The sequence below is a fragment of the Belliella alkalica genome, from assembly GCF_022549785.1.
GTDB classification, from domain to species: domain Bacteria; phylum Bacteroidota; class Bacteroidia; order Cytophagales; family Cyclobacteriaceae; genus Belliella; species Belliella alkalica.
Genome location: NZ_JAKZGO010000009.1, coordinates 211,650 through 238,253, shown reverse-complemented (window position 1 = coordinate 238,253; position 26,604 = coordinate 211,650). Strand labels below are relative to the sequence as shown.

Annotated in this window: 18 protein-coding genes; 8 read left to right on the top strand and 10 right to left on the bottom strand. The window is 34.0% G+C overall.

Annotated elements, in window-relative coordinates:
- From MM213_RS12865 to MM213_RS12850, 4 genes are all read left to right on the top strand, one after another.
- On the top strand, positions 1-2,260 hold a 2,260-nt coding region (locus MM213_RS12865), incomplete at its 5' end, for a T9SS type B sorting domain-containing protein (protein ID WP_241412801.1).
- A 6-nt stretch (positions 2,261-2,266) separates the two neighbouring features.
- Entirely contained in the window at positions 2,267-3,235 is a 969-nt protein-coding gene (locus MM213_RS12860; protein WP_241412799.1) for a PorP/SprF family type IX secretion system membrane protein, read from the top strand.
- 3 nt (positions 3,236-3,238) lie between these two features.
- Positions 3,239-5,200: an OmpA family protein gene (locus tag MM213_RS12855; RefSeq protein WP_241412797.1), complete on the top strand. Its 1,962-nt coding sequence runs from the start codon at positions 3,239-3,241 to the stop codon at positions 5,198-5,200.
- 399 nt (positions 5,201-5,599) lie between these two features.
- Positions 5,600-6,253 (top strand): hypothetical protein, encoded by a 654-nt coding sequence (locus tag MM213_RS12850; RefSeq protein WP_241412796.1) that lies wholly within the window; start codon positions 5,600-5,602, stop codon positions 6,251-6,253.
- 294 nt (positions 6,254-6,547) lie between these two features.
- Here MM213_RS12850 and MM213_RS12845 read toward each other — a convergent pair whose 3' ends face one another.
- Together MM213_RS12845 and MM213_RS12840 are read right to left on the bottom strand one after the other, a co-directional pair.
- Complete coding sequence (locus tag MM213_RS12845; RefSeq protein WP_241412795.1) at positions 6,548-7,279, bottom strand: LytR/AlgR family response regulator transcription factor; 732 nt, start codon at positions 7,277-7,279, stop codon at positions 6,548-6,550.
- 994 nt (positions 7,280-8,273) lie between these two features.
- Positions 8,274-8,477, bottom strand: coding sequence for a GIY-YIG nuclease family protein (locus tag MM213_RS12840; protein ID WP_241412794.1), 204 nt, complete (start codon positions 8,475-8,477; stop codon positions 8,274-8,276).
- 928 nt (positions 8,478-9,405) lie between these two features.
- Here MM213_RS12840 and MM213_RS12835 point away from each other — a divergent pair.
- The 3 genes from MM213_RS12835 (at position 9,406) to MM213_RS12825 (ending at position 12,246) form a co-directional block, all read left to right on the top strand.
- The gene (locus tag MM213_RS12835) at positions 9,406-10,560 is read left to right on the top strand and encodes a DUF4934 domain-containing protein (protein WP_241412793.1); all 1,155 of its coding nucleotides are present in this window, start codon (positions 9,406-9,408) and stop codon (positions 10,558-10,560) included.
- A gap of 96 nt (positions 10,561-10,656) precedes the next feature.
- Positions 10,657-10,887 carry a hypothetical protein gene (locus MM213_RS12830; RefSeq protein WP_241412792.1) on the top strand — a complete coding sequence of 77 codons (231 nt, stop codon included), beginning with the start codon at positions 10,657-10,659 and terminating at the stop codon, positions 10,885-10,887.
- 1,053 nt (positions 10,888-11,940) lie between these two features.
- Positions 11,941-12,246 carry a helix-turn-helix domain-containing protein gene (locus MM213_RS12825; RefSeq protein ID WP_369413918.1) on the top strand — a complete coding sequence of 102 codons (306 nt, stop codon included), beginning with the start codon at positions 11,941-11,943 and terminating at the stop codon, positions 12,244-12,246.
- A 738-nt stretch (positions 12,247-12,984) separates the two neighbouring features.
- Here the strand turns inward: MM213_RS12825 and MM213_RS12820 are convergent.
- The 3 genes from MM213_RS12820 to MM213_RS12810 form a co-directional block, all read right to left on the bottom strand.
- Complete coding sequence (locus tag MM213_RS12820; RefSeq protein WP_241412790.1) at positions 12,985-13,776, bottom strand: hypothetical protein; 792 nt, start codon at positions 13,774-13,776, stop codon at positions 12,985-12,987.
- A 43-nt stretch (positions 13,777-13,819) separates the two neighbouring features.
- Positions 13,820-14,239 (bottom strand): DUF3997 domain-containing protein, encoded by a 420-nt coding sequence (locus MM213_RS12815; RefSeq protein ID WP_241412788.1) that lies wholly within the window; start codon positions 14,237-14,239, stop codon positions 13,820-13,822.
- A gap of 144 nt (positions 14,240-14,383) precedes the next feature.
- Positions 14,384-16,708, bottom strand: coding sequence for an alpha-L-rhamnosidase-related protein (locus MM213_RS12810; protein ID WP_241412786.1), 2,325 nt, complete (start codon positions 16,706-16,708; stop codon positions 14,384-14,386).
- A gap of 161 nt (positions 16,709-16,869) precedes the next feature.
- On the opposite strand from MM213_RS12810, the gene MM213_RS12805 reads away from it, so the two are divergent.
- On the top strand, positions 16,870-17,121 hold the full coding sequence (locus MM213_RS12805; protein WP_241412785.1) for a hypothetical protein: 252 nt from the start codon (positions 16,870-16,872) through the stop codon (positions 17,119-17,121).
- A 350-nt stretch (positions 17,122-17,471) separates the two neighbouring features.
- On the opposite strand, the gene MM213_RS12800 is transcribed toward MM213_RS12805, so the two are convergent.
- From MM213_RS12800 to MM213_RS12780, 5 genes are all read right to left on the bottom strand, one after another.
- Complete coding sequence (locus tag MM213_RS12800) at positions 17,472-18,491, bottom strand: UDP-glucose--hexose-1-phosphate uridylyltransferase (protein WP_241412784.1); 1,020 nt, start codon at positions 18,489-18,491, stop codon at positions 17,472-17,474.
- Positions 18,492-19,099: 608 nt separating this feature from the next.
- Positions 19,100-21,508 (bottom strand): glycoside hydrolase family 95 protein, encoded by a 2,409-nt coding sequence (locus MM213_RS21065; protein ID WP_241412783.1) that lies wholly within the window; start codon positions 21,506-21,508, stop codon positions 19,100-19,102.
- Positions 21,509-21,667: 159 nt separating this feature from the next.
- Positions 21,668-24,502, bottom strand: a complete 2,835-nt coding sequence (locus MM213_RS12790) for a DUF8487 domain-containing protein (protein ID WP_241412782.1) — start codon at positions 24,500-24,502, stop codon at positions 21,668-21,670.
- A 191-nt stretch (positions 24,503-24,693) separates the two neighbouring features.
- Positions 24,694-25,554, bottom strand: a complete 861-nt coding sequence (locus tag MM213_RS12785) for a sialate O-acetylesterase (RefSeq protein ID WP_241412781.1) — start codon at positions 25,552-25,554, stop codon at positions 24,694-24,696.
- A gap of 85 nt (positions 25,555-25,639) precedes the next feature.
- Positions 25,640-26,563 (bottom strand): AraC family transcriptional regulator, encoded by a 924-nt coding sequence (locus MM213_RS12780; RefSeq protein WP_241412780.1) that lies wholly within the window; start codon positions 26,561-26,563, stop codon positions 25,640-25,642.
- Between the last annotated feature and the right edge of the window lie 41 nt (positions 26,564-26,604).

The following is a 26,604-nucleotide window of genomic DNA, read 5'->3' as shown; positions in this document are numbered from 1 at the left end:
AGTAAACTGGAATCTTGGAACCTTGGCAGCAGGAGGAAGTGTGGAACTGAATCTTATACTCTCCACTTCACCTTCCCTTGAAGCAGGAACAACAATCAGTAACATCGCAGTAGTCGATTCCCCAACAGATGAAGAAGGGCCAAAAGAGTCTGACCCAGAGGATGTTGATGTGGAGACATCAGCTAACCTAACCATTGTAAAATTAGCTAGCAGTCCGACAGTAGTAGCGGGAGAGAATATCAGTTACACAATAACTGTATCCAATAACGGTCCAAGTGACGCACTTGATGTGATGGTAAGCGACATGCTTCCAGCAGGAACCGCATTTGTCTCAGCCGATAACGGAGGAATGAATGATTCAGGTAYAGTAAACTGGAATCTTGGAACCTTGGCAGCAGGAGGAAGTGTGGAACTGAATCTTATACTCTCCACTTCACCTTCYCTTGAGGTAGGAACAACTATCAGTAACATCGCAGTGGTTGATTCCCCAACAGATGAAGAAGGGCCAAAAGAATCTGACCCGGAGGATGTTGATGTGGAGACATCAGCTAACCTAACCATTGTAAAATCAGCCAGCAGTCCGACAGTTGTCGCGGGAGAGAATATCAGTTACACAATAACTGTATCCAATAACGGTCCAAGTGACGCACTTGATGTAATGGTAAGCGATATGCTTCCAGCAGGAACGGTATTCGTGTCAGCTGATAATGGAGGGGTGAATGATTCAGGTACAGTAAACTGGAACCTAGGGACATTGGCAGCGGGAGCAAGTGTGGAATTGAATCTTATACTTTCCACTTCACCTTCTCTTGAGGTAGGAACAACTATCAGTAACATCGCAGTAGTTGATTCCCCAACAGATGAAGAAGGGCCAAAAGAATCTGACCCAGAGGATGTTGATGTGGAGACATCGGCTAACCTAACCATTGTAAAATCAGCCAGCAGTCCGACAGTAATAGCGGGAGAGAACATCAGTTACACGATAACTGTATCCAATAACGGTCCAAGTGACGCACTTGATGTGATGGTGAGCGATATGCTTCCAGCAGGAACGGCATTCGTTTCAGCTGATAATGGAGGTGTGAATGATTCAGGTACAGTAAACTGGAACCTAGGAACATTGGCAGCGGGAGCAAGTGTGGATTTGAGCTTGGTAATTTCTACAGATGATGACTTAGAATTTAATCATGTTATTAGAAATATTGCGGTGGTAACAACTCCTTCAATGGAAGACGATGAGATTGAGTCCGAACCAGAGGATGTAACGGTCCTTGATGATACCACCATCATATCAGTAACAAAATCATCTGATATTGAAAAAGCTTCTCCTGGTGATGTTATTAATTATACAATCAGAATTAGGAATGAAGGTGAATTTACTGCGAAAAATATAACAGTAGTAGATAGTTTACCAGCAGGTTTGACAATTATTAATATGTCACATGATGGACAAATCAATGGAGATCAAATTACATGGAATTTTGAGGAGCTTCAGCCAAATGAAACAATAAACATTGGTATCACTGCGCTGATAACTTTAGAATCAGGAGGAATCGTCAACCGAGTGATTGTATCTGGGGATAATTTCGAAGAGGTAATTGTGGACGCTGAGGAAGTTGTCATCAATGTGGTGGATCTAAGCATTACAAAAACAGTATCCGCACCAATGATCATGGTTGGTATGCCATTCAATTATTTTATCAAAGTAGCCAATAATTCCCAGGCAAATGCCACTAAAGTTGTCGTCACAGATTTTATCCCGCTGGGAGTGAGGTTTATCGATGCCCAAGTGTCAGCTGGAAGCTTTACTTACAATGCAACCACAAGAGTGCTGACATGGGAAGTTGATCTATTGGAAGCTTCTGTTGAAATGGAAATGGTAGTGAATGTAGAAGCTGAAAATTCTGGACAAATTTCAAATACTGTCAGAGTAAAATCTAGGGAGTTGGATGTTAACGAAGAAGATAATGTTGCTACAATTATGCATATCCAAATGGAGCTAAAAATTCCAAATGTATTTACACCAAATGGAGATGGGATCAATGATACTTGGGTGATTGAAGGAATTACAGACTTCTTTAGTACTACCAAATTAATAATAGTCAACAGATGGGGAGTTGAAGTCTATAAGTCTGAAAACTACACCAATGACTGGAATGGAGGGAATTTGACAGAAGGAGCCTACTTCTATCAACTTATAGCAATTGACCATCAAGGAAGAGAGCAGGTATTCACTGGATATGTTACAATTTTAAGATAATTGAATATGAAAAGAGTTAAGTTTTTAATAATCATTGGCTTAGTAGCCTTGAGTTTTACTGAATTGATGGGACAGCAAGTCCCTCAATTCAGTCAATATATGTTCAATCCTCTTTTTATAAATCCAGCATACACTGGCTATAAAGAGCAACTTTATGTACAAAGTTACTATAGAAAACAATGGGCGGGAGTCGAAGGGAGTCCCGAAACATTTGCACTTGGCGCAGATGGGTTTTTACCTAATCAAAATTTGGGATTTGGGGTTGTGGCAGTATTGGATAGAATAGGTGCTCAGAAGACCAGTGGTTTTTATGGAAATTTGGCATATCATCTTAGGCTTTCAGAAAGTAGATTTTTGAGTTTTGGAGTAGGGGTAGGAATGGTTAATTCTATGTTAGATGGAGCTTTGTTACAGCCTGGAGACTCTGAGGATCCTACGGTTCCAATAGGTAAAAATCAAGTGTTATATCCCGACTTCAAAGCGGGTTTGTTCTATTACGATGAGAATTTCTTCTTGGGTGTAGCTGTTGATAACTTAATGTCTCCTTTGTTGGATTTTGATAATGGAGACATGATTGTGGAGCCTAGATCACATTTTAATCTTTCAGCAGGAACTTGGATCGATATCAATAGCAATGTTGCATTCAGGCCTTCATTTATGTTTATGGACGATTTTAAATCTCCCTCGAGACTGGATTTGAACGCTTCTTTTGTATTTATTGAGAAATTTTGGATTGGAGCTTCTTATAGAACAGCTGTAGATTATGCAGATAGGGCTCTCAATGATCAACTAAAGAAAAGTACTTCTATTATAGGTTTGATTGAGATTTATATCACAGAGGGGCTTCGTATAGGATATGCTTATGATCACTCTGTCAATGGATTTAATCCAAGGAGTTTTTCGACGCACGACATTTCGATAGGTTACTTATTTCCGGCAAAAAGAATTAAATCAATCTCCCCTAGAAATTTCTAAAATATGATAAAGAATTATACATTAATTACATATTTGATGCTCTTTTTCGTTGTGGGATGTACTACAATAAAAGATAGGCATCTCAAGTCTGCTAAAGAAAATGAAAGGATGCTCAATTACTCTTTAGCAAAAGATGACTATTTGAGTTCTTGGAATAAAAAAGAAAATGCATCCGCTGCAAGAGGATTAGCTGAAAGTAATTTAAGAATCAGAGATTTCGAACAAGCAGAGGCATGGTATTCGAAGTTGTTAAAAATGTATGCTTTTGAAAATTTAGATTACTTTAATTTTTCAAAGGTTTTGGCAGCTAATGCAAAGTTTTCTGAGGCAAAATCCAATATTGATATTTTCATAGAAAATGAAGAAGGTGAAATTTCTCAAGAAGAAATAGAGTCAGTAAAGATTGCTATAGAAAAAGGAAAGGATCTCGTAAATACGCATACGGAAAATCTAATTGAACCAGTAAAAGGTGTTAATACTTCTTTTTCAGAATTTGGCGCTCAAATAATTAATACGGAATTTTCGTTTGTATCGGATAGAATTGATGACTTTGAAGGAAAGATCAATTACAAAAATTCGTTTTCTAGTGAGCGATATGGATGGACTGGAAATGGATTTTTATCTGTTTACAAAGCCAATTATGACTCTTCTTCAAACACGGTCAAAAATGTAGATTTGAATCCTGAATATCATTATGATTTTCATATAGGTCCTATTTATGAAACTCCAAAAATAGTTTTTTATACTAAATCGCCTGTGCCAAAAGAGTCTAAAAGGTTTACGGTTAAAAAGGTAGAATTGACAGTTTTTCCAGGAATCTTTTACAAGGAAATGATTAATGATTCAACATTTTCTGAGGAAAAAGCTTTACCGATAAACTCAAGCTTAGAATATATGTTGATCGATCCATTCTGGGACGAAAAGCAACAAGTTCTATACTTCGCTTCAGATATGCCTGGGGGATATGGAGGGACAGATCTTTATCAAATCAAAAAATTGGAAGACGGAACTTGGGCAGAAGCTGAAAATATGGGCTCAGTGATCAATACTTTCGGTGATGAAAGGTCACCATTTATTGATGAACTGCAAGATTTGTATTTCTCATCCAATGGACATCCTAATCTAGGAGGACTAGATGTTTTTCGAATACAGAATTATTCAGAAAATTCGGATTCAATTGTGAATTTGGGAAGCCCGATCAATTCAAATAGAGATGATTTTTCATTCTATAAATTGAAAAATAATAAGGCTTACATGTCTTCTGATAGAATAGGAGGTAAAGGGAGTGATGATATATATCAAGTTACCTTAAACTTTGAAGAGTTTTTTATTTTGAATGGGGTTGTCTTGGATAAAGTTGACAGAACACCTATTCAAAATGCAGTTATTACTGCAATCAACACAGACAACGGTGTGAATTTGAGATATGTTACTGACGACGAAGGGAATTTTATCTTTAAAGTCCCATTTCTCCAACCTTATGATCTAACAGTTTCTTCTACAGGTTATATAGGAACTGATTATAAAGAGGTTGTAAAAGGAAGTCAAGATGAAAGGCTTCAAAAAGAAAAATTTGTCGAAGTATTTTTGGATAAGCTTGTTGTAAACAAAGTATACTCTTTGGATAATATTTTTTACGATTTTGACAAATGGGATATCCGTGAAGATGCGCGAGCACCTTTAATGAATCTAGTGAAAATACTAAATGAAAATCCTACTTTAAAAATTGAGCTTCATTCACACACAGATGCTCGTGGTGCTAGACGCTATAATCAAACATTGTCTGAAAAGAGAGCTCAATCAGCTGTTGATTTTATAGTAGAACAAGGAATTGATGCAAATAGGATAAAAGCTATTGGTTTTGGAATGGATCAACTATTAAACGAATGTGGTATCGGCATTGAATGTAGTGAAGAAGAACATCAGTTAAATAGAAGAACAGAATTTAAAATTATTGACTTATAGTTAAAATAAAACCTTAAAATTTTAGTGTGGTTTATATTAAAAAGCAAAAGACATGAAGTGTATTGTTAATTCAAAGTAATTCTGATCCCTATCAGGGATTTGTGGGGAATTAAATATGTAATTAGTCAGCTTATCAAGTTATGTTGTTCTTGTTTTTAAGATATGGAAATCTATAAAATCATTAGCTGTCAAATGAACAGTTTATTCAAGAAACAAATTATCCTTCGTCCACTCTTCGTACCTTGTTTACTATACTAATGGGCAAACTTGGTTGTTGTGGTCAATCATACATCAAAACACCTTAATGCAAAAGATGAAATGGTTAACGAAAATAGGCGGATATTAAAGTTCCTTAAATTTAGATCATTATTAGAGCATTTATTAATTGAGTAAATTTGTATGTCAAATCAAGTAGAAATAGGTTTTTGGGAAATTAATATTGATACAGGAGCTATTAAAACCTCAAAAAGCCTAAATGAATTTTTAGAGGTTAATGGAAATAAATGCATTAGTTCAAGTAGAATCCTAGAGCTCATTCCAAATCGATCAGAAAGATTTAAGGTGTTGAGAAATATTAAGAAAAGTATTACTCATAATAAATCTTTCTCTGAAATCATCAATTTTAGAACATTTTTAGGAAATGAGCCAATTCGGATCTCAATTGTTGGCAAACCCATGAATATTGGGAATTTAAATCCTAAAATAACAGGTATTGCTTTAAAGTATAATGATAAAATTATTGCGGATAATCAAGTTAATAATTCGTTGCAAGTACCTATTAATAATGAAAAACCAAGTTTGGATAAAAATTTAAAAAAGCTGTGCAATCTTACGATTAAACAAAAGATTTTGCTGACTGAAGTAAGATATCACATTTCCCATAATGTTATGAATCATGTAGCTAATCTGTTAGGTCTATATGATATTTATTTAAATCTAAATAATGAATTCGAAAAGAAAGAATTTGTCGAATATATGGGATTTAGTATTTTAAAGTTAAATAATGAATTGAGGTTGATGTATGAAAGGATTGAGGAAGTGGACTTTAGTTAAAGTATAGTTTTTGGTTTAAGGTATACTCCAAATAATTTTCAACATGTGTTTAAATAGTTGTTTTTTATAATAACGCACCCATGAGTAGACAATTTTAATAATGAAATAGACTAAAGTTATTCGGCCATCAATTATCCGAATTATAGCTTGTGAAAAATTAGATAGTTCGAGAATTGTAAAAAGCTTTTATTGATTTTGGTCTGTTGTTTTCCTTCAGCTTAAAGTATAATACTATAAAAATAGGTCAAAACTAACCTTTTGTATTTGAGATCATCGATATAGTTTTTATTGAAGTTAAGAATTGATTTTGGTAATGTGATTTTGTAATTCTGAATAGTGGTTTTTCCCAATTGGAATTTTATGGTTCCCAATTATCAATTCTTTTGAATTTATTGCATCTATGTTTTTTAAATTAATAATATAAGATTTATGAACACGAATGAATATTCCTGAAGGAAGGTTACTGATGATATCTTTTATAGGACTTCTTAATGTAAACTCTTTGTCTTTAGTAATAATCCTGGTGTAGCTTCCTTCAGTTTTTATAAAATCAATATCGTAAACATTGATTTTTTTCAACCATCCTCGATCTCTTACATATAAGATGTCATTATCTATTTGATTTTCTATTTCTAAATTTCTATCTGACTTGGAATAATGATTATTAAGTATAATTTCAATCGTAATGTTTAATGTTTCTTTACTAAAAGGCTTTAAAATAAATGCTTCTGGATTCACTTCTTTTGCTCTGTCTATGGTTGCCTTATCATTAAATGATGAAATAAATACTATTGGTGTTGATTTTAAACTACGAATTGTTTTTGCAACAATGATTCCGTCTTTCTCGTCTTGCAATTTTATATCCATTAGCACCAGATCAGGTTCAAAAGAGTTCAACACCTTTTCTATTTCTACTCCATTAGGCAAAGTTTTGACATTATCAAAGCCACTAATTAATAGTAACTCTCGAATAGTTTCAGCTAAAATCACATTGTCTTCAATCAATAAAATTCTATTTCTTTTCATGTGTTATTAACTTATTATTTTATTTCTGCTTTGACTAGTTAGAGTGGTTGGTTATGACTTGATTCACTGATGGAGACTCATAGGATATTCAGTTCTCCATCTGATTTATAATTTACTATAAACTTTTTTTAAATTATAAAGACTTATTTTTTTTCTTAATAATTTAAATTTTTTAGGTGAAAACAGAGTGTTTATTTATGTACAAGTTATAAAAAATAAACAACAAACTACTTATTTTTTTAAATAAAAGGAGTCTTTTTGATGTTTAATAAATTTAAATTTTAATTTTAATTTTTTTAAGAAATATTTTTTTTATAATTTGTTAATATTAGAATAATAAATATGAATAATATAATCTTAACTTTTTTATCGTTTAGTTCTTTTTTAACAGATTTTCCTTAATAATACCAATTTCCATCGTAATTAATTCATTTTTTCATAACTTTAGTTTCATTGCTAGTGTTTTATTTTTGTTTATTAAAACCCAAAAAACCCATCAATTCTATGAATTAATAAGACCTTTCCATAATTTGTTCTCATAGATTAAATTTCTTTTCAAAAGATGCAGTATTCTTTTTTGTTGTTTAATTTATCAATTAGATTTTAAAATCTTATGAATTAAAAAAATTATAAATTATATATGAATAATTGTAAATATATTAATTTTTATATTTTTACTTTTGTGATGAAATATGCCATAACAATTACGGTCAAAACACTCATTTCTAACTTAATTATTCTAGATCAATGAATTTGGACTAGAATAATTTTATTTTCTTGCTGCGCTGTTGAAAATATTCACTTCTAACCTATAATAGCTTTTATTTTATTTCAGTTAGATTAACCTATTTGGTATAAAGAACTATTTTTATGGTATTATTTACCTCTGTTTTTATTTGACAAATAACATATACGTTCAGGTAAAAACAATTGGATTAGTAATCATTATTCTTCATTAAGTGATGATTAGCAGATATCTTGATATGATTTGAATTTATTGAAGTAAAAAATGATGTTTCAATACTGTATATCTTTCCTGGTAATTTCTGTCAATTACAGATGTGATTTTTCTATCATGTTTTTTTGAGTACACTTTGTTGATGTGATTATCTAACCTTTCCTGCACGGAAACACTTGTTACACCAGAATAGAATCGATTGAGTTTTTTGCTATGAATGATGTAGAAAAATGATGCCATTGTATAGAACGTTAAATTAAAAAAAGGTCGGGAAATAAATCCTGACCTTATGGATAATACTTTAAATGTTTTGAACCAACTATCAGATAATTTGGAAATTGAAAATGGCTTCTTTGAAGATAAAGAAGTATTAGGAAACACATGAATTTAGCCTAAAAAGAAGGTGTTTTGGATATTTTTTTTTGATAGACTTGATACTACTTCAGTCCTATAAGGCAAAGTAGCGTGTATCATGTGGTTTTTTCTCTTTCAAATATTTAGGAAATTGGAACATCAATTAATCTGAATCAAGCTAAGAAAATGCCCTTGATTCATATTGTTTTAATCCGCTAGTTGTATCGACTAATAAAACAGGATATAGCAGGATGCTTTTATGTTTTTTTTAATTAAAATTTGGATATATTATTCTATAAAAATTCATTCTCAAGTTGATTAGTATTGATTATTTATCAAACAACAGAATATGATATTGAGATATATATGATTGTCATTTCTGTTTTATTTGAATTAGGCCTATGAAAGCTTTAAGTTAAATTAGGTCAGAATCATTGTTCGATGGTAATTGAATTTTAACTAATATTAGATTATGAAAATCAAAAATTTATTATTTGCTATAGAGTTTGTCGCAATATTGTCTATTTTCAATCTTTAGGAGGTCTTCTGAGATAAAGTTAATGTTTTGTCTAATGCACAGATAATGGTAAATATTCCAATTGCAAATGGAACTGATGGAGAGACAGGAGATATCTCTTGTCGGAATGATAACCGAAATGATAAGTTTATAACACATTTAAGGCGTCTATATCCATGTGTGGTTGATATAACCATTAAATATTATCCTATGAATTCAAATGCTTTTTAATTTAGTTTTATCTTTCACCATCGGGAATTTGATCGGTGGTGATAGAATTTAAATAATTCACACTTTATGAAAAAATCATTCAATTGTTGGAAATTAAATTTCGGTATTATAATGATGGCGTTGTCTTTTTCTCAATGTGGCAAACCTAATTCGGGGGGAAACAGCAGTCAGCTTACGGCAGAGCAAGTTTTAAAAGTGGATCTGAATCATCAAGACGAACTCTCTGACAGAAACAATCTTGATAGTTTGAGTATTATAAGGCTGGAAACCAGTAAAGAGTGCTTGATTGGAAATATTAATAAGATAGAAATATTAGATAACAGGATTTATATTTTGGATAAATTCAAATCAAGAAGTTTATTTTGTTTTAAGCTGTCTGGAGAATTCGAATTTAAGATCAATAATTTGGGAGATGGGCCTGGGGAATTTACTTTGCCTGAAGACTTTTCAGTTATAGATCAGGAGATCTCTATTTATGACAATTTCCGAAAAATGAAAATAAATTATGACCTAAATGGGAATTTTATCAGTGAAACAAAAATGGTGGTTTCAATCAGAAATATACTGCAACTAGACGATGGAATTGCCTTAGTAACTCCTGATGAAAGTTACTTGGGAAGTGAAGATGATTATAATCTTTTGGTTACAGACAGGAATATTGGAAAAATCCTTGAAAGACATATTCCAACAGTTACGATGGGAGAAAGTATTTTTTCTTCTAACAAAGCATATTCAAAGTGGGGGACTCGTGTATTATTTACCTATGGATTTAATGATACCATATATTCTTTTGACAGAAAAGAACTCAAACACCAATTAGTCCTGGATTTTGGCAAAAACAAAATACCATACGAGATAGCAGAAACACAGAGTCAAGAAGTTCGGGATAGGATATTTGACACTGACTCTAATTATACAGGTTTTTTGATGGATATTTCAGAAAATGAGGATTATATATCATGCAGATATACTAATTTTTCTTTATTAAAGGATTTTGATCCTTTCTTACTTTATTCCAAAGAAAGTAAGAAGGTTTATAATTTTACTAAAATTTATAATTATGAACACATGTTCAAAATCAACCCGCCAAAGTCCGTTTACAAGAATAAATTTGTCAGCACAGTTGCCTATGACTTTAAGGGTGAAAGCACCCCGGGTCTGTTGCCTTCTGAGACTGATAATCCTGCTTTGGCAATTTATACCATTAAAAGAGGATATTAGATTCCCAAGAGTTTGTCGCTAAGAAGCATATTGAAAAATGATGTCATGGTTTAAAAGGTTAAATTAAAAAAAGGTCGGGAATTTAATCCCGACCTTGTGGGCAAAACTTTACAAATTTCGAACCACTTTACCGAAGATTTTACCAAATTATATGCTCTACACGAGCATATCCAAACAGTATTTAAGAAGGAGAATAAGTTAGATAAATTGAAGGGGAATTCAATTCAAAATGGAAATAGCCAAGACCTTAAAACTGCTGAATTGCCTGAAAAGATTGTTGGTTCGGTGGTAAAGAAGAAATCTCATACAAAAGGAAACAAGTTATAATGAGTTCGTATTTTTGTTGCGAGAGCACTTGATTTCAATTTGATATAATCCAAACTCACATACGATGTCTACCCATTTACTCACTTTTGATTATTTCTCACAAAGCCTTCAGGATCCATCTGATGAAGTTTTTATTGTTTTGGATGATAAAGATCATCTGGAACATGCAATCTTTTAGGCGAATTAAGGAGCATCGACAAAGAGAATCTTTGTGAATATGTCAGCAATAGCTATGTCGATCATTTAATAAGGGATTCAAAAGATATAGACCAAAGTAGGCGTGAATTCTTTTTGATTCACCTATTTCAAAAGAGTATTGCAAATGAGAGAATATCTAGATTGATTAACAGCAAAACCAGTCCTCCTCCGACTTACAATTCAAAAAATCTTAACAATATTTCTATTGACAAAAACCACTTGGTTAATATAGCGCAATTTATTCTGGGCTCATCTATCAAGATTTCGAATCGATTTTCTGATGAAGTGGACAGATTAAATGCTATATATCAAGAGATTGAGTCAAAATTTGGCAGTTTTCAAAACCTAGAATTAGGAGAGGCTTTAATGAAGCATAATACATTTTCCGATAACAAAGAGGTAGTCAAAAAAGTCTTCAAATACATGAGATGAAGTATCAGAAAAAAGGGGGAGGGGGAAGAGATAAAGATTTGCATTCAACTATGTAAGCCTCTTGAATCTATCATTAAAGATAATTCCTTAATTTGATAAATACATTGCACTCATTCTCCCATTTTAAACATCGGCATCTGCAAGAACATACAAGAACATAGAAAAACTGTGAAGTAGCATTAATATCTAATAGTCTGTACACTGACAGCTCCACTTTTATTTGACTTTTTCCTGACAAAAATGGACTAATTTAACAAAATCAACCTCAATGACACTTATAAATAGAAAACAGAGTTACCAAAATGGTGCCTTATAGATAGTTAAAAAACATCAAGTATTTTACTTCAGATGCCAGGAGCAATGAAGCACATTGGTAAGACTATAAAGAGCATCCGGGTAGAAAAAGGACTGACCCAGCAATAGATTGCCGAACTGGTCAATATGCACCGCTCTAATTATTCAAGAGTAGAGGCTGGCGACAGGGATCTGTCTTTGGATGCCTTGAACAAAATCGCCAGAAATTTAGGGATGACCATTGATGAGCTGCTCAACTTTGACTGCAACATTCTTAATAAAGTGACCATTGAAGATAAAAGCCTGATGGAACAGTTAAAACTGATTGCTGAACCCGAACCCAAAGAAAAAAATATGGTCTTCAAAATGATAGACACCTTCCTGACCAAAAAGAAGTTTAAAGACTTCTTTGAGAAAAATGTGGTAGTATTATAAAGCAAAAACCCGGCAAAACCGGGCTTTTCTTTTTAATAACTAGCTGTAATTTTTAGGATGTTAACCATATAATCAGCTCCCTTATGAACGTTATAAATCCTACTGTGATTAACGAATAGATAAACAGGTTTCTTCCAATCTTATATTCAGAATTAAACTTATGAATACCTACCTTATCTCTTCTGATGATCCGAAAGTAGAGATATAAACCCAAAATGAAAATTAATAAGCCTATAAAAATCATCATTATTTTTTAACTGTAGGAACTATGCCAATCCCAAGAATATCTATTGAAGTATTATATATAGACCTTAATACCGTCTCATCTGTAGTGTTTATAAACTGTCTATTTTTGAGAACCTTAAGTCCTGATGACCCTGCACTACCTAAAGCAACCATCCCGACATCAATTGCTGCAGAACCAAAACTCCAAGTTATATAAGAAACGACTTATCGTTGAATTAAATTATAACTAATTCCCTAATAATTCCCAAGAATTACTTATAGTTTAGGTTTTAATTCTTTCTTATTACTGTCTAACAAATTAAAAAATCAATAAAATCAATTCTCTAACCAAAACTACAATTCCTCCTCCAATCAACATGTAAATCATAATTTTATATTGAAATTCTATCAAAAGAATATCTTCTTGTTGTAGGTGTTTTTTTTTATTTCTTAGAAGAAGGAAAACCCCTGTGATAATTAAAATCAAAGCAAAAATTATAACCATTTGAATTTTTATTTAATATTGGGAAGAATTGTGATGTTTATAATGTCCAATGAAGTATTTTTAAAACCTTGTAAAATTGGTAGATCAGTAGTTGAATTAATTAAACCTCTTGCTGGGGCGGCTAAGCTTTTAAGGTATATCCCGCTAGCAGCTCCTGTGAGTACTAAGGATCCTTCAATTGATGCTCTTACAGGTTTCCCTTCTGCAAAATACATTAATGTACTAGCTGAGCCAGCAACTGTCGAAACGGATCCACCAACACCAACTAAACTTAAGCCAATAGGAGGTACAAATGGTGTTATTATTACTCCAACCACTGTTATACCAGCACCAGTGTATCCAACACCGTCAATTGTACTTCTTGGCATGTGTCTAACAAAAGGTAATATTTCGCTTTTTATTCGTTCGCTATTTGCTATCATGTTTTTAACAACTGGGTTACTCATCGTTTTTTCATGGTCAGTTTGATTCCCCTCAACTGTAAATTCTTCCAAGGACATTATTCCTTGATCTATAGAGCCATCCGGATTGTATAGCAAGGTATTTCCTGTCTTTTCATCTATGCCTATACCAGATTTCCCCAAATATTCCTCGTCTTTTTTAGTGGTTTCTTGAGATTTTGCGTTTTCATCATTATAAATTGATCCGTCTTTTCTTCGGACCCAATCCTCAGGAGCCATCCCATCTGGATCAATAAATCTTATTGGGTTATCAAAAGCATAGTTGTAAGGGGAATGTCTTCGCATTTGATCTGCTAATGGGTCAACAACTCCCCCTCTCTCTATGCTAAGATCATGCATCCTAACCTCATAGACATAATAACTTAGCCTACTTTCTCCAGTTCTATTTTAGATCATCAAATATTAGCGAATACATATCCACTTCGTCAAGTTCTAGTTCAAATATTCTTTTTGAATAATCACCTTTACTTAAGGGGCCTTCTACATATTCAGTGGCTCTTTTATCTCCAAAATCAACTTTTTTGATTATATAATAATCTACCTGATCTCTATCAATATCCCCCACGTTGACTCCTTGGGATGGATGTCTTTTTGCCAAGATATACTCTTCGTTCCAATGTACTTCGAACACAGTTTGATTTATTAAACCCTCATTTATTTCCGAAGTTCCAAAACCAATACTCATTGTAACCGGAGAATTGACTGCCCGAAGGAAATAGAATTCTCCTATTTGTTTTTGGTAAAAATAATCGCAGCTGAGAAGCAACAAGGATAATATTATATAAAACAATTTAATCTTCATTTTATCAGTGTTTAATTGATGATTTCCATATGTAATATTGATATGTATTTCCTGTTTTGTGAAATTCAGTGCTTGGGTGACCTCTATCTGTATTTTTTTTACTGAAAGTTGAAAAGTTAATTTTTAGACATTACAAACAAGCTTTTAAATTTTGATAGCTGTAAACCTATAGTTTCCAGGTTTTACTTCAAACAAGAGGTGACTTCCATTTTTTTCGACAAACCTTGCTTTGTTACTTTTTCTAGGTTTTCCTGATTTCCAAATGGTTTTGTTACCGAGTTTAATTTCAGTGTAATCCCTCTCAAAGGGAATTCCCACGACTGCATCAGTACCTTTAGGAATGCTAACTTCAAGTAAAAACTCATGCTCCTTATTTTCAAAATTACTTTTCACCAATCCTTTAACGGTAGTGGCTTCAGCTGATGCTAATTGAACTGACCCTGGATTTGGAACAATTTGAAAGTTTTTATAACCAGGTTCCAAAGGTGATATTCCACATAAATATTGAGACAAAATTGTCAAAGCTCCACCACTCCAAGCATGATTTGTAGTACCTCCCCCATATGCTGGATCACCAATGTTCCAGCCTTCAAACAAGGTGTCATAATCAGGGTTTTCTACCATAGGACCAAATCGCTTTTCCATTCTCTCTAGTGCATAATCAACCATCCCCATTTGGAACAAGGCTTCTAAGACATATTTTTCCATGTAGGGACTAGCATGTTCCTCCCGCTTAAAGACTTCGAATAACACAGGATATTTATCCGCTTCAGCTATTCCAGAAACTACTGCCACAGCCTGAGACCGATCATCAGTTTCGCCTTTATAGTCTGGATGACGATATCCAGAACCTGTCCAATATCTAGAATTAAAATTATCTTTTAACAATTTCATTTTGGTTTCATACAAAGTGACATCATCACATATTCCCAAGGCTTCAGCCATTTTGAGTGCCCCTTTCAGGGCTAAGTAATAAAATCCATTTGTCAAAAGTTGAAGATCTTTGTTTTCACCCCAATCACCCCATAGCCAACCTCCTTCTCTTAATAAAACAGCTCCATCAGCATCCTGTTTCCACACCCCTAAGTATTTCTTTACTCCTGGGTAAAGGTCTGAAATGGTTGCTAAGTCTCCTGTGTTCAAGTAATAGTTATAGAAGCCATAGTAGCCAACACTGGTAAGCATCTGTATGGGCAATTCTTTATCCCAATTGCCTGCTGGAATAGGAGAGAATAGTGTACTATCTTGCTTTTGCCATGAGATAAGTTCATACATCCCCTTTTTCTGTAACAAGTGACTAGCAGTATCAAGTGCAAAAAATGCTTCACCTGATTCATTCACAACATCTCCCCACCATTGAGCTCGTTCTCTATCTGGACAATCCATATAAGTATCACGCATGGTCAAGTATAATGTACGTAATGATTTTTGCCATATCTTATTTAGAAATTCATTGGAGCTGGTAAAGCTTCCAGAAAACTCCGTATCATATCCTGTCTCACGATATTTAAGATCAATAATTTTTACTCCTGCTGGAATTTTATAAATCACGTTATGTCCATTCATCCATCCAAAGCTTTCATACTCTTGTACTCCTTTTTTTATCACATATTGTGCATATATATTCGGAGGACCACCACCATAAAAAGTTTCTGTTTTCATTTCAATTATTTCTCCTTCTGTATCTGCTTCAACCTTTAAATAGGGTGTAATTTGAATGTTTGAAGGGAGTTCACATATAATTGTCGTGTCGTTTTTAACGAGAAGAGGAAATTCATGTTGATTCTTATATGCTATTATGCCTGAGTTTTTCCATTGAGGTATTGGTCTTCTGTGCAGATCATTCCATGGTTCCAAAGGTGCTTCGCCGAGTTCAATAGCATTTGACCATGAACTGATGGCATAAGCTGGTTGATACCACTCACCCAAATCATTTCGAGCATCAAACCTGATACTTGATTCTGATAGTCTATAATTAGCTAATGGTGGAGGGCAGGTTTCATAAGCTGGGTGAGCTATGTATTTCCATGAACCATCACTGATCAACAAATTTTCTGAAAGGTCAGCCTCAAAGTATAATCCGAATCTCCCACTATCAACATGAGAAAACCCATCCTTACCCATGTACCAACCTAAAATAGCTATCGTATTTGAGCCTTCAACAAGATATTTCCCAATCTGAACTTCATCAAAATAGGTGCCTGTTGGACTTGGTCCTCTTTTCAAACCACCTTCAAATACCACTAGCTCCCCATTAATCCACAGCCAATACTTTGTGTCTATGGCAATCTTTGCCAGGACACTTGATGGAGGATTATCTAATTTGAAATCTTTTCTAAAGCAATACCATGAATTTGTTTGGCTGATTGAGTCTTTGTGTGTTATCCAATATGCTTGCCAATTTTGTTGGGAATATGCTCCTTGAAGTAAGACAAAGAATAGTAATATTTGAGTAACAGTTTTTTTCATAATGATTTTAAATTATTTCTGTTAGAAGCACCGATTTTAAATTATGTTTTTCTAATAAACATTTAAGAATTATTGAATATAAATAGGTTAATTTTCGGTAATATAATTTAATCTTAAAGCCTTCTTGATGACAAAGAGATAGTTTCCCGGATAAAGAGAATATGTTTTTACAGCATCCTCCTGGCTACAGTTCCTATATCAAAGAAGCCACTTATGCCCCATCCCTGTTTTTGGATATCAGAGAGTGGCTGAGTTTGGAGCTTATCGCAGAGATGAATGAAAAGATACATGGCTTTTCGATGGAAAGATCATCTGCAAATCCGGATATAGATAAAAAGGATAACTGCCCAACGGGAGGAGAAGGTGTAAAACACAAGGATGAGCTCATCTTTTGTGCTTCTATCAGCCCGTAGGATATTGCCTATCCCACCGATATAGGTCTGCTCAACAAGGCCAGGAAAATATTGGAGGATATCTTAGATTAACACCATTGCAAAAACCCTAGGCCTTACCGTGAGAATACAAAGGAAACCTATCTGAAAGTAGCTCAGAGTCATGTTTAGGCTAATTTTCACTAAATTGGTTGCTTCAATTTTTCAACAGACCCTATTTAGTTATAACCCTCATATTTCCAAGCTGTTCATATATCACCCTCCTGCAAATGTCAACTTTACAACGCTTTAGGTATTTCATTTGAATCTTGTTTTGTAAGTCTTTTCAAAAACCTCACCGTCAAAAACACCATCCCCTATAATCATCAGAATTATAAATCTCTTAATATTCCAGCAGACTTTTCAGCGGTAAGGTCTCTTTGTGGATTGGCTAGCATCTCATATCCTACCATAAACTTTTTGACAGTAGCTGACCTCAACAATGGAGGATAAAACACCATGTGTAGACCCCATTCAGGATGATCTTGTTCATCTGTAGGCGCTTGATGTATCCCTGCAGAATAAGGAAAAGACACTTCAAACAAGTTGTCGTATTTTATGGTCAAAACCCTATAAGCATCAGCCAAAGAGGCCATCTCTTCATCCGACATCTTGGCAATACTTGATATAGCCTTCTTTGGTGCTATCATGGCCTCAAATGGCCAAGCAGCCCAAAATGGGACTAAGACCACAAAATGCTCATTTTGATATATGATTCTCTCTGACTTTTTGAGTTCTGCGTTCAAGTAAGCCGACACCATGTTTTCACCATTTTTGAGAAAATAAGAAGAGAAGCTTTGTTGCTTTTTCAAGGGTTCATCGGGAATACTTTCTTGTGCCCAAATCTGACCATGAGGGTGTGGATTTGAACATCCCATCACTTCTCCTTTGTTTTCGAAAATTTGGACATAATTGATAAAATCAAGCTTGGAAAGTTCCAAATATTCCCTCTGCCATGTTTTTACCACTTCAAACACTTCTTCTTGGGATAGTTGCGGTATGGTTTTGGAATGATCTGGAGAAAAACAAATCACTTTGCAAATCCCTCTTTCACTTTTTGCTATGAAAAAATCACCATCTTCATACTCACCACTTGGAATATCTTGTGTCAATGCCCCAAAGTCATTGGTAAAAACAAAGGTGTTTTTATAATCTGGGTTTACCTCTCCGCCTACTCTAGTGTTGCTTGGGCATAAGAAGCATTCAGGGTCATAAGTTACCTGCTCAGATTTTATTACCCTCTCTTGCTGTCCTTGCCATGGTCTTTTGGAGCGATGTGGGGAAACTTGAACAAAGGAGCCTGTAAATGGATTGAACCTTCGGTGGCTGTGCTCTTCAAATGAAAACTTCATAGATCTAATAGGTTTGTAATTATTTAATATTTTACGCTGGCTTCATGCACAATTTGCATCTTGAGAGAGAAAATCAGCACCTCAAAGGTTTCGGAATAGGCTGATTGTCTTTGAAGTTACTCGCAAAGTACATTCTACAAGATTGATTCTAAATCGATAATGTTAGGATGTGCTGAAAAACGCCAACTGGAGAATAAATTCTTAAAATTTTATGAGTACGCTATTGAATAAGTATTGTCTTTTTAAGCAGGTGCAAGCATATTCAATGATCCAGTTTGATATTCGTGCTCTTAAAAATTTCTAAACTCGAAATTTTTTGGCAATAATCAGGCATACCATTTTCTTCATTGGGTTCAATCGGAGTATACGTATACATCTTCATTCGCCCGCTTTGAATCTGCCATACCTGAGACTTTTTCAGCAAGCCCTAATTTTTTTTAACATAGTTTAATATCCATTTTTAATAATCAAAATGACGTTTTGTATAAAATAAATAGTTGTAAAACAGGGAAGGGGCAAATATTCTTATTTATGAAACATCAAATTTCACCCTAAACAGAATTTAAATTGATATTCATGATTACATTCTTTTTTTAAACATAGACTAACTATTCTATATTATTTTTGGACGCTTCTAATAGGGTACTTTTAATTTTGTACTTTTCATTTACATTGGGATTAATAATTTTTATTTTTCCTTTGTAAAATAATTTGAAAGGAAGTCCAGATTTACTTGTTAATTCAGCAATTTCTAACTTACCATCTTTCCATTTTAGATTTACCTCGACACCACTTCTTGCTTTTAGCCCACATATTTCCCCATTTGGCCAGCTGTCTGGTAAAGCAGGTAGCAAGTGAATAATATGATATCCTTGATCATCGGTTGTATGGCTTTGAAGTAGCATTTCTGCTATTCCTGCTGTTATACCGAAATTTGCATCCATCTGAAAAGGTGGGTAATATCCAAAAAGATTTGGGGCAGTACTGTTCGCAATAACGGTATTTAGATTTTCAATTGCTTGCTCACCTTTATAAAGTCTTGCAAATTGACTTACTAGCCAAGTGGCGCTCCATCCCGTGTTTCCACCTCCGTTTTTTAGTCGAGTCTCAATTGATTTTTCGGCAGCATCGGCAAGTTGAGGAGTAAATAATGGGGAAATTTCATTTCCAGGATGTAAGTCGAATAAATGAGAAATATGTCTATGGCCAGGCTCTGCTTCTTCAAAATCTTCAGACCATTCCATCAATCGCCCATCTTTTCCTATTTTATTTTCAGCAATTATGGCAAGCACTGCTCCCACATTTAAAGTTACCTGATTTTGAATATTTAAAATAGTCGAACTCTCCAAGTAATCTTTGAAAAGTCTTCTGATTACTTGATGGTCATGGGTGGGTCCCATGCTAATTTGAGCTATGGTCCCATCTTTAGCTATAAAGGAATTCTCTGGAGATACAGCGGGGCCTGATACATAAAAACCAGTCACAGGATCTTTAACTAACCAGTCTAGATAAAACTCAGTTGCCTCTTCAAGAACAGAATACATATTTTTTAGGAAATCAATGTCCTGAGTAAATCTATAATGTTCCATAATATGCTGGCTAATCCATGCAGTTGCTCCTGTATGCATACCCCAAGCGGCTTCTTCTCCCGGAGAAGTATACCCCCAGATATTGGTGATTGGATGCACAATCCAGCCATTTGCTTGATAGTGCACTTGCGCTGTTTTTCGACCAGGTTCTACTAAAGATTTGATTAAGTCAAACAATGGGGTGTGTAGCTCTGGTAAATTAGTGACTTCGGTTGGCCAGTAGTTCATTTCTAGATTGACATCCGTGTGGTAATCTCCATTCCAAGGGCTTTGAAGTTTATTAGTCCAAACTCCTTGGAGGTTAGCAGGCAATGAACCAGGCCGAGACGATGCAATTAATAGATACCTTCCGTATTGGAATAATAGCTCATATAGATGGGGATTACGATTTCCATTTTTAAAATTTTCCAGCATCGATTCTGTTTCTATGCCATCTCTTCCTGTATTCAGATTGAATTTTACCCTATCGAATAGGTTTGAATGATCCATCATATGAATATTCATTAACTCACAATATTTTTTCTGACTTGCTTTATCTATTCTGTCTTTGATTATGGTTTGAAAATCAAGATTAGAATTGTACGATGGGTATTCGAGGAGATGATCTGTGTCAGCTCCAAAAATTAGTACTACGTCATCTGTTTTCTTGGTAGAAATAGAAGTGTCGTTATTGTAAATATTACCACTAGTATTCATTATTCGAAGCCTACCTTGATAAGAAAGACCATCTTCTCCGAGTCCATTATCCAAAGCTCCCTCAATAATCAAATCATTCCCGTCAAATGTAGAATGGAATCTTTCTGGTCTGTCTAACTTGGCCTTTAAGGAAAATGCATTTGGTTTGTCTGAAGTTAATCTCATTACCATCACCTGATCAGGATAGCTGCAGAAGTACTCCCTGAAATAATTAACATCTTTGATGCTATAGGTTACACTTACTATTCCGGTACTCAAATCCAACTCACGATTGTAGTTTTCTATTTCTCCCTCGACTGAATGATCTACAGACAACCATAAATCACCAAGTTTTTGAAAACTTCCAAATTGGGACTTGGCACCATTTCCGAAATCTGAGCCTTTTCCTTCTGCAATCTGTGTCTTGTTAGCCATTTGCGTTGCCTCGGCATACTTTCCATCGAATAGTAAAGTTCTGATACTATCAAGATATAATATAGCATTGGGGTTGTCACTAACCTGAGGTGAACCAGACCACATGCTATGCTCACTCAGTTGTATTCTTTCTTCATGAACTCCCCCGAATATCATCCCCCCTAGAAATCCATTTCCTATTGGAAGCGCTTTAAGCCATTCTTTATCATCTCTCCATTCCCAAGGGTAATCTTTAGCCAAAGGATCTGCGGGACTTTCATAAATCAATTTAAGATTTTGGGACATGACATTTTCATGCATAAAAAAAAATGTCAACATAAAGTAAAAGATTGATTTGAACCTTAAAGCATAAAAATTCTTAGGTATACAATAATGGTTTTTCATTTTTCAGATAAATTAAATGGCTTGTTATTTTTATAAACCAAAATGATAGATTTTTTTTTTTCATTTAAGGATTGAGAAGTCTTCGGTCTGTATTTACCGTTTGAATAACATCTCTATTTGATTTTCCTCTAAATTATAACTTGGATCAAAGTCCTCAGAATCCATATAGTCTAGCAAGGATTTCAGAAAATAGTTCTGTACTAAATTGTCAGTATTTTCATCAATGCTTTTGCCGCAAATCAGTAAGGAACCATCTCCCACCTTCACTTCTGTTAACAGGGATAGCTTTCTGTTGGTAAACCAATCATCAATAAAATGAATGATAGGCATGTATTGATGGTCAAAGGTATCTAGATTTAATGCACTTGATCCATTAATGATATCCCACCATTGGTAATTACTATGATAGGAGGTAGGAAAATTCTTAAAAACTGGATGTTTCGGATCTAGAAATATTCCAAGAGTATGGGGTGCTTGCTTCAAAGTCCAGGCGGTGTTCCAAAAAATTGGAGAAAATCCTACTTTTATATCTCCTCCATATTCAGGTTTTAAAGATTCTTCTGCAACTGTTAAAAGCACTTTTCCACCACTTTTCAAGATGGCTTTTGCCTTTTCATCAAAATGGTGAGTATGATGAGTTTTCTTTGGAATTATCATCGATGGTTTAGGAAATATCCATAAATCCCAGCTGTTTATTTTTTTGAGTTCAGGAATTTCCAAAATGAATTTGTATTGCTGACCTTTTACGACTTCAGGTGTAGTCCATTCGATTTCACCAAACTGGTTTTTGTTTTTGAATTCCAAATCTCCTTTTAAGCTACCTTCATTTATCAGCTCTCCTTCTAAAGACATTACCTTCCAGTTAAGCTGAATGTTATTATGCTTTGTTTGTCCAAAGTGCGAAACTTCGATAGCAGAAGTAAATGTCTCACCAGACTCCCAGATAAATTTGTTGAATCTAGCCAAGGGGACAGTTGAATTTGAAAACTGACTATACTCATCTGCTGTAATGTATCCTTTAGAATCCCAAAAAGCATCTAAAACACCTACTAGTGCAGTGCCCTGACCAGGAAAGTCATGAAGATCTAATAGCTGAAAACCTGAAAATTCTTCTGTACGTAAAGCAGCTTCTATCTCTGCTTTGTAAGATAAGGCCTGTAATTTACCAGAAGCCATCATGAAATCCTGACTAAGATGCGACATTCCCTTAAGTCTTAAGGTTTCTTGGAAAATTTCAAAGTTTTTTGCTTTTAACAAGCCAGTGTATTTTTTTATTTCATCATAGTTGGGATAGACACACCACTGACCGATCTCATGACTAATGGATGGCATTGATACATTCTTAATTAGCTCTTCAAAATCAAAATTAGTCGATGGAGGTGTATTGTTTAAGATGCTATTTAGGTTATCTCCCCATTGGTGAAGCCTCGGGGCGTGAGTACTAAAAAAGTCTGCATTTGGTATGTAAGGCCATCCTGCTCCACTAGAATATAAATGTCTTCCATCTAATTGCTTATGGTGATCCACTAGTTCGGTTAAATAATCGACAGATTTTCCCTGAGGCTCGTTTCCATGCATTAATGCAATAAAAGAGGGATGATTGCCATAAGTATTGAGGATTTTTTCAGTTTCATCATACAACCATTCATCAAGTGGGCTTCCTGTTCCTACAGTACCCCAGACGCCGCTTTCAACTTGCAAATAAACCCCCTCTTGATCTGCAACCTGAAAAGCTATTTTTGGAGGACACCAGGAATGGAATCTTATGTGATTTAAACCATGAGCCTTCAATTGTCTGTAAATTTTTTTCCAGTAAGCTTCATCCATAGATGGATATCCCGTTAATGGAAAAATCCCACTTTCAAGAGTTCCCCTCAAAAAGATGGGTGTGTTGTTATTAAGAATTGCCCGGCCAGAGGTCTTTATATCTCTCATTCCAAAAGTCTCAGATTTCTCAGATTTTTCTTGAGCATAATTTAAAGTGCATTTGAGCTCATATAAATTAGGTGTAAATTCATTCCAGACATTAAGGTTGTCATCAAACAAAATATTGTACTCAAAAATGTTTTTACCTTGGGTTAAAGCAAGAGGATAGTCTAATTCTTTGATGATTTTTTGACTATTTTTGTCTATCACATTAATTTTCAAGTCTCCATTTACTGGTGCATCTGATTGGTTGAGTATAGTTGATTTTATGTACACTTCATTGTTTTCGAAGCTTGGTTTGATATAGAGGTGTTCAATTTGAATGTTTTTTTTGGGAAAGATCTTCATCTCACCAATAATGCCATTCCAGTTGGTTTGTGTATGATCAGAGACACTGTGAGCATTGACCCCAACAGGGATAATCATTGAATTGTCGACTTTGATGGTAAGTAAGTTTTTCCCAGGTTGAAAGTCAGTCAATAAGTAAGTGTGTGGGGTTGATAATGAATTTTCAGTCCCTAGCTTTTTATTATTGAGATAAACTGTTGTCTCCCAATGTGCCCTTTCCAAGAAAAGAACCAACTCCTTTTCCTTCCAGTCCTTCGGAATATTAATTTCTTTTTGATACCAAGCTTCCCCTACGAATACATTATCTGGATTTAGCCAAAAAGGAACTTTGACGTCATCCTTTCTATACCGTTCGTAATTGGGAGAGGAATACCAAGAACTGTCAACTACTTGCCCCGTCCATTTGGTATTAAGATCAATTTTGTAACCGAATTTTTGTTCCTGTAGGGAGCCAGGCAACAATATGGATTTATCAAAACTTATTTTTTCCACCGAATCAACGCTAACTCCATAGGCTAACCTCCACTCGCCTGAAATATCCAGCCCTTTGATTTTAGATTTACAGGATTGAAAAAAGAAGATGTAAAAAATTAAAAAAAACAAATTACTATTTGGTTTTTGTAACCAAAATTGATTTAATATTTTCTTTTTCATTATATCGTACTTATTTATTTTGGGTATATGCAAAATTTGCAAAAAGTAAATAAATAGATATGGACAAAATTGATAGATTTATGGAGAATCATTTTTAATTGATACATTCAAAAAAAACATTCAATTGAAAATTCAACTTTCCCAAGTTCGAAGTATTGTTCAGCTTTTTATTTTCATTTACGAGTGTTCTTTTACTTGAAAGAACTGTTTTGCCGTATTCTCTTTTCTGATTTCATAATTATTTCAAAAAGATCATCTGCAAAAACATCTAATCCAAGCTTGGAAAAGTGAACACCATCATGCCGATAGTATATTTTGTCGTAAAGGTCTGTATCGGGTCCTTTTATGGTGTTATTATTTTCCATTATAAAGGAAGTCTGAGCCTTTCGGATTACTTCATCTGTTCCGAATTCCTTTAATCCAATCATAGCCGGATGATAACTTGCAATAGAGACAATTATTGGAGTGTTTCCGATACTTTCATCTATTTGTCTTTTGATTAAAGTAAGGTTGTTTTTATATTCTTTTAATGAAGTGTTCGCCAGATTGTCTGATTCGCCTTGGTGCCAAATGATATAATTTACCTTTAATTTTAATTTATCAATCTTGGACAAAACTCCTGTCAATTTTTTATTACACTCTCCTTTAGACCAGCAGCTGATCTCTGTAGAGCCAATGGCAATTGGAATAATAATAACATTCTTAAAAATTTGCTTTTCAATCAATCTATCAGTTAAACGAGTCCATACACTTACTCCAACTCCATCCGCTCCAGATAAAGGATCCTTGGCTACTACAATATTTTCTCCAATTAGCTCATAAGAAATGAATTTGGTATCATAGGATCCTTGCCCATAATTTGCAGCATTGGATTGGCCAATTGTTAAAATTATACCAGTGTCTGGAATATTTAGAATTGAGTCTAAATCTATATGCATGGGAATTTCAGAAAAATCGTTCTTTTTATTAATTTTCTGGATTTGTGAAAAAGATTGTTTGCTCATGAAAAAGATCATGAAAATAGTTAAGTTAAATAAGAGAAGTGTTTTCATCAATTTGAGTGATTTTAGATGGTTAAAGAAATTTTTAATTTATAAATATTTCAGTCTTAGCTTGTGTTACAAATTCTCAGTTTCTTTATCTATTTTTTTTATATTCCTTTGGGGAAATTGACATATATTTTTTAAATAATCTCGAGAAATACAATGGATCTTGAAAATTGAGCGAGTAGCTGATTTCTTTGATTGACATTTCTGTCAAGTTGAGTAGCTCGCAAGCATGCTGGATTTTTAATAGATTAGTGTAATGAATAATTGAATATCCAGTCTTCGCCTTAAATATATTAAAAATTGAAGTAGTACTTTTGTTGAATCTATTGGTTATCATGTCAATGGTCAGCGTGTTGTTAATGTTTTCTTTTAGAAAATTTATGATTTCCTTTACCAGATCATCATTTTTTGTGTTCATTTTCTTTTCTGATGTGATGGTATAAAAGATAAAAGAGCCTAAAAATTTGTGAAGTAATAATGATGAATATTCAAAAATCTCATCATTGTAACCATATGATAATAGGTCAATGATTTCGTTGAATTCATTAATTCTACTCTGTTCAAAAGGTATTTTTACTGGTCTAAAATTATTAAGTTTATTGAATTTTCTGAAAATCTCAGAACCATAGTTCCCATTAAAATGCACCCAATAAATTGACCAAGGATCTTTTGGGTTGGAATAATAGGAATGAGGAACGTTTTTCGGGATAACAAAAAAACTATTGGGGATAATTTCATTGCTGATGTTATTTAAACTGATTATACCTTTTCCCTCAACGCAATATATTAGTATATACTCCCCACATCCTTTATCCCTTTGTCTTTGATGGTTAGAAGCCAATGGGAAATAACCGATATCTGTCAAATAGAGGTTTCTGTTTCGAGATCCTTTAAAATAATTATGGAGTGTTTTCCTGGGAATAATGTTTATTTTTTCACCTTTAAATCCATTTTTTAAAACAGGTGTTTCACTTTCCTGTGACTTGACAGGGAATTTGAAGTTGGTTTCCATTGATAATTGTATTTAAATTAATGGTAACCTATTAAAACAAA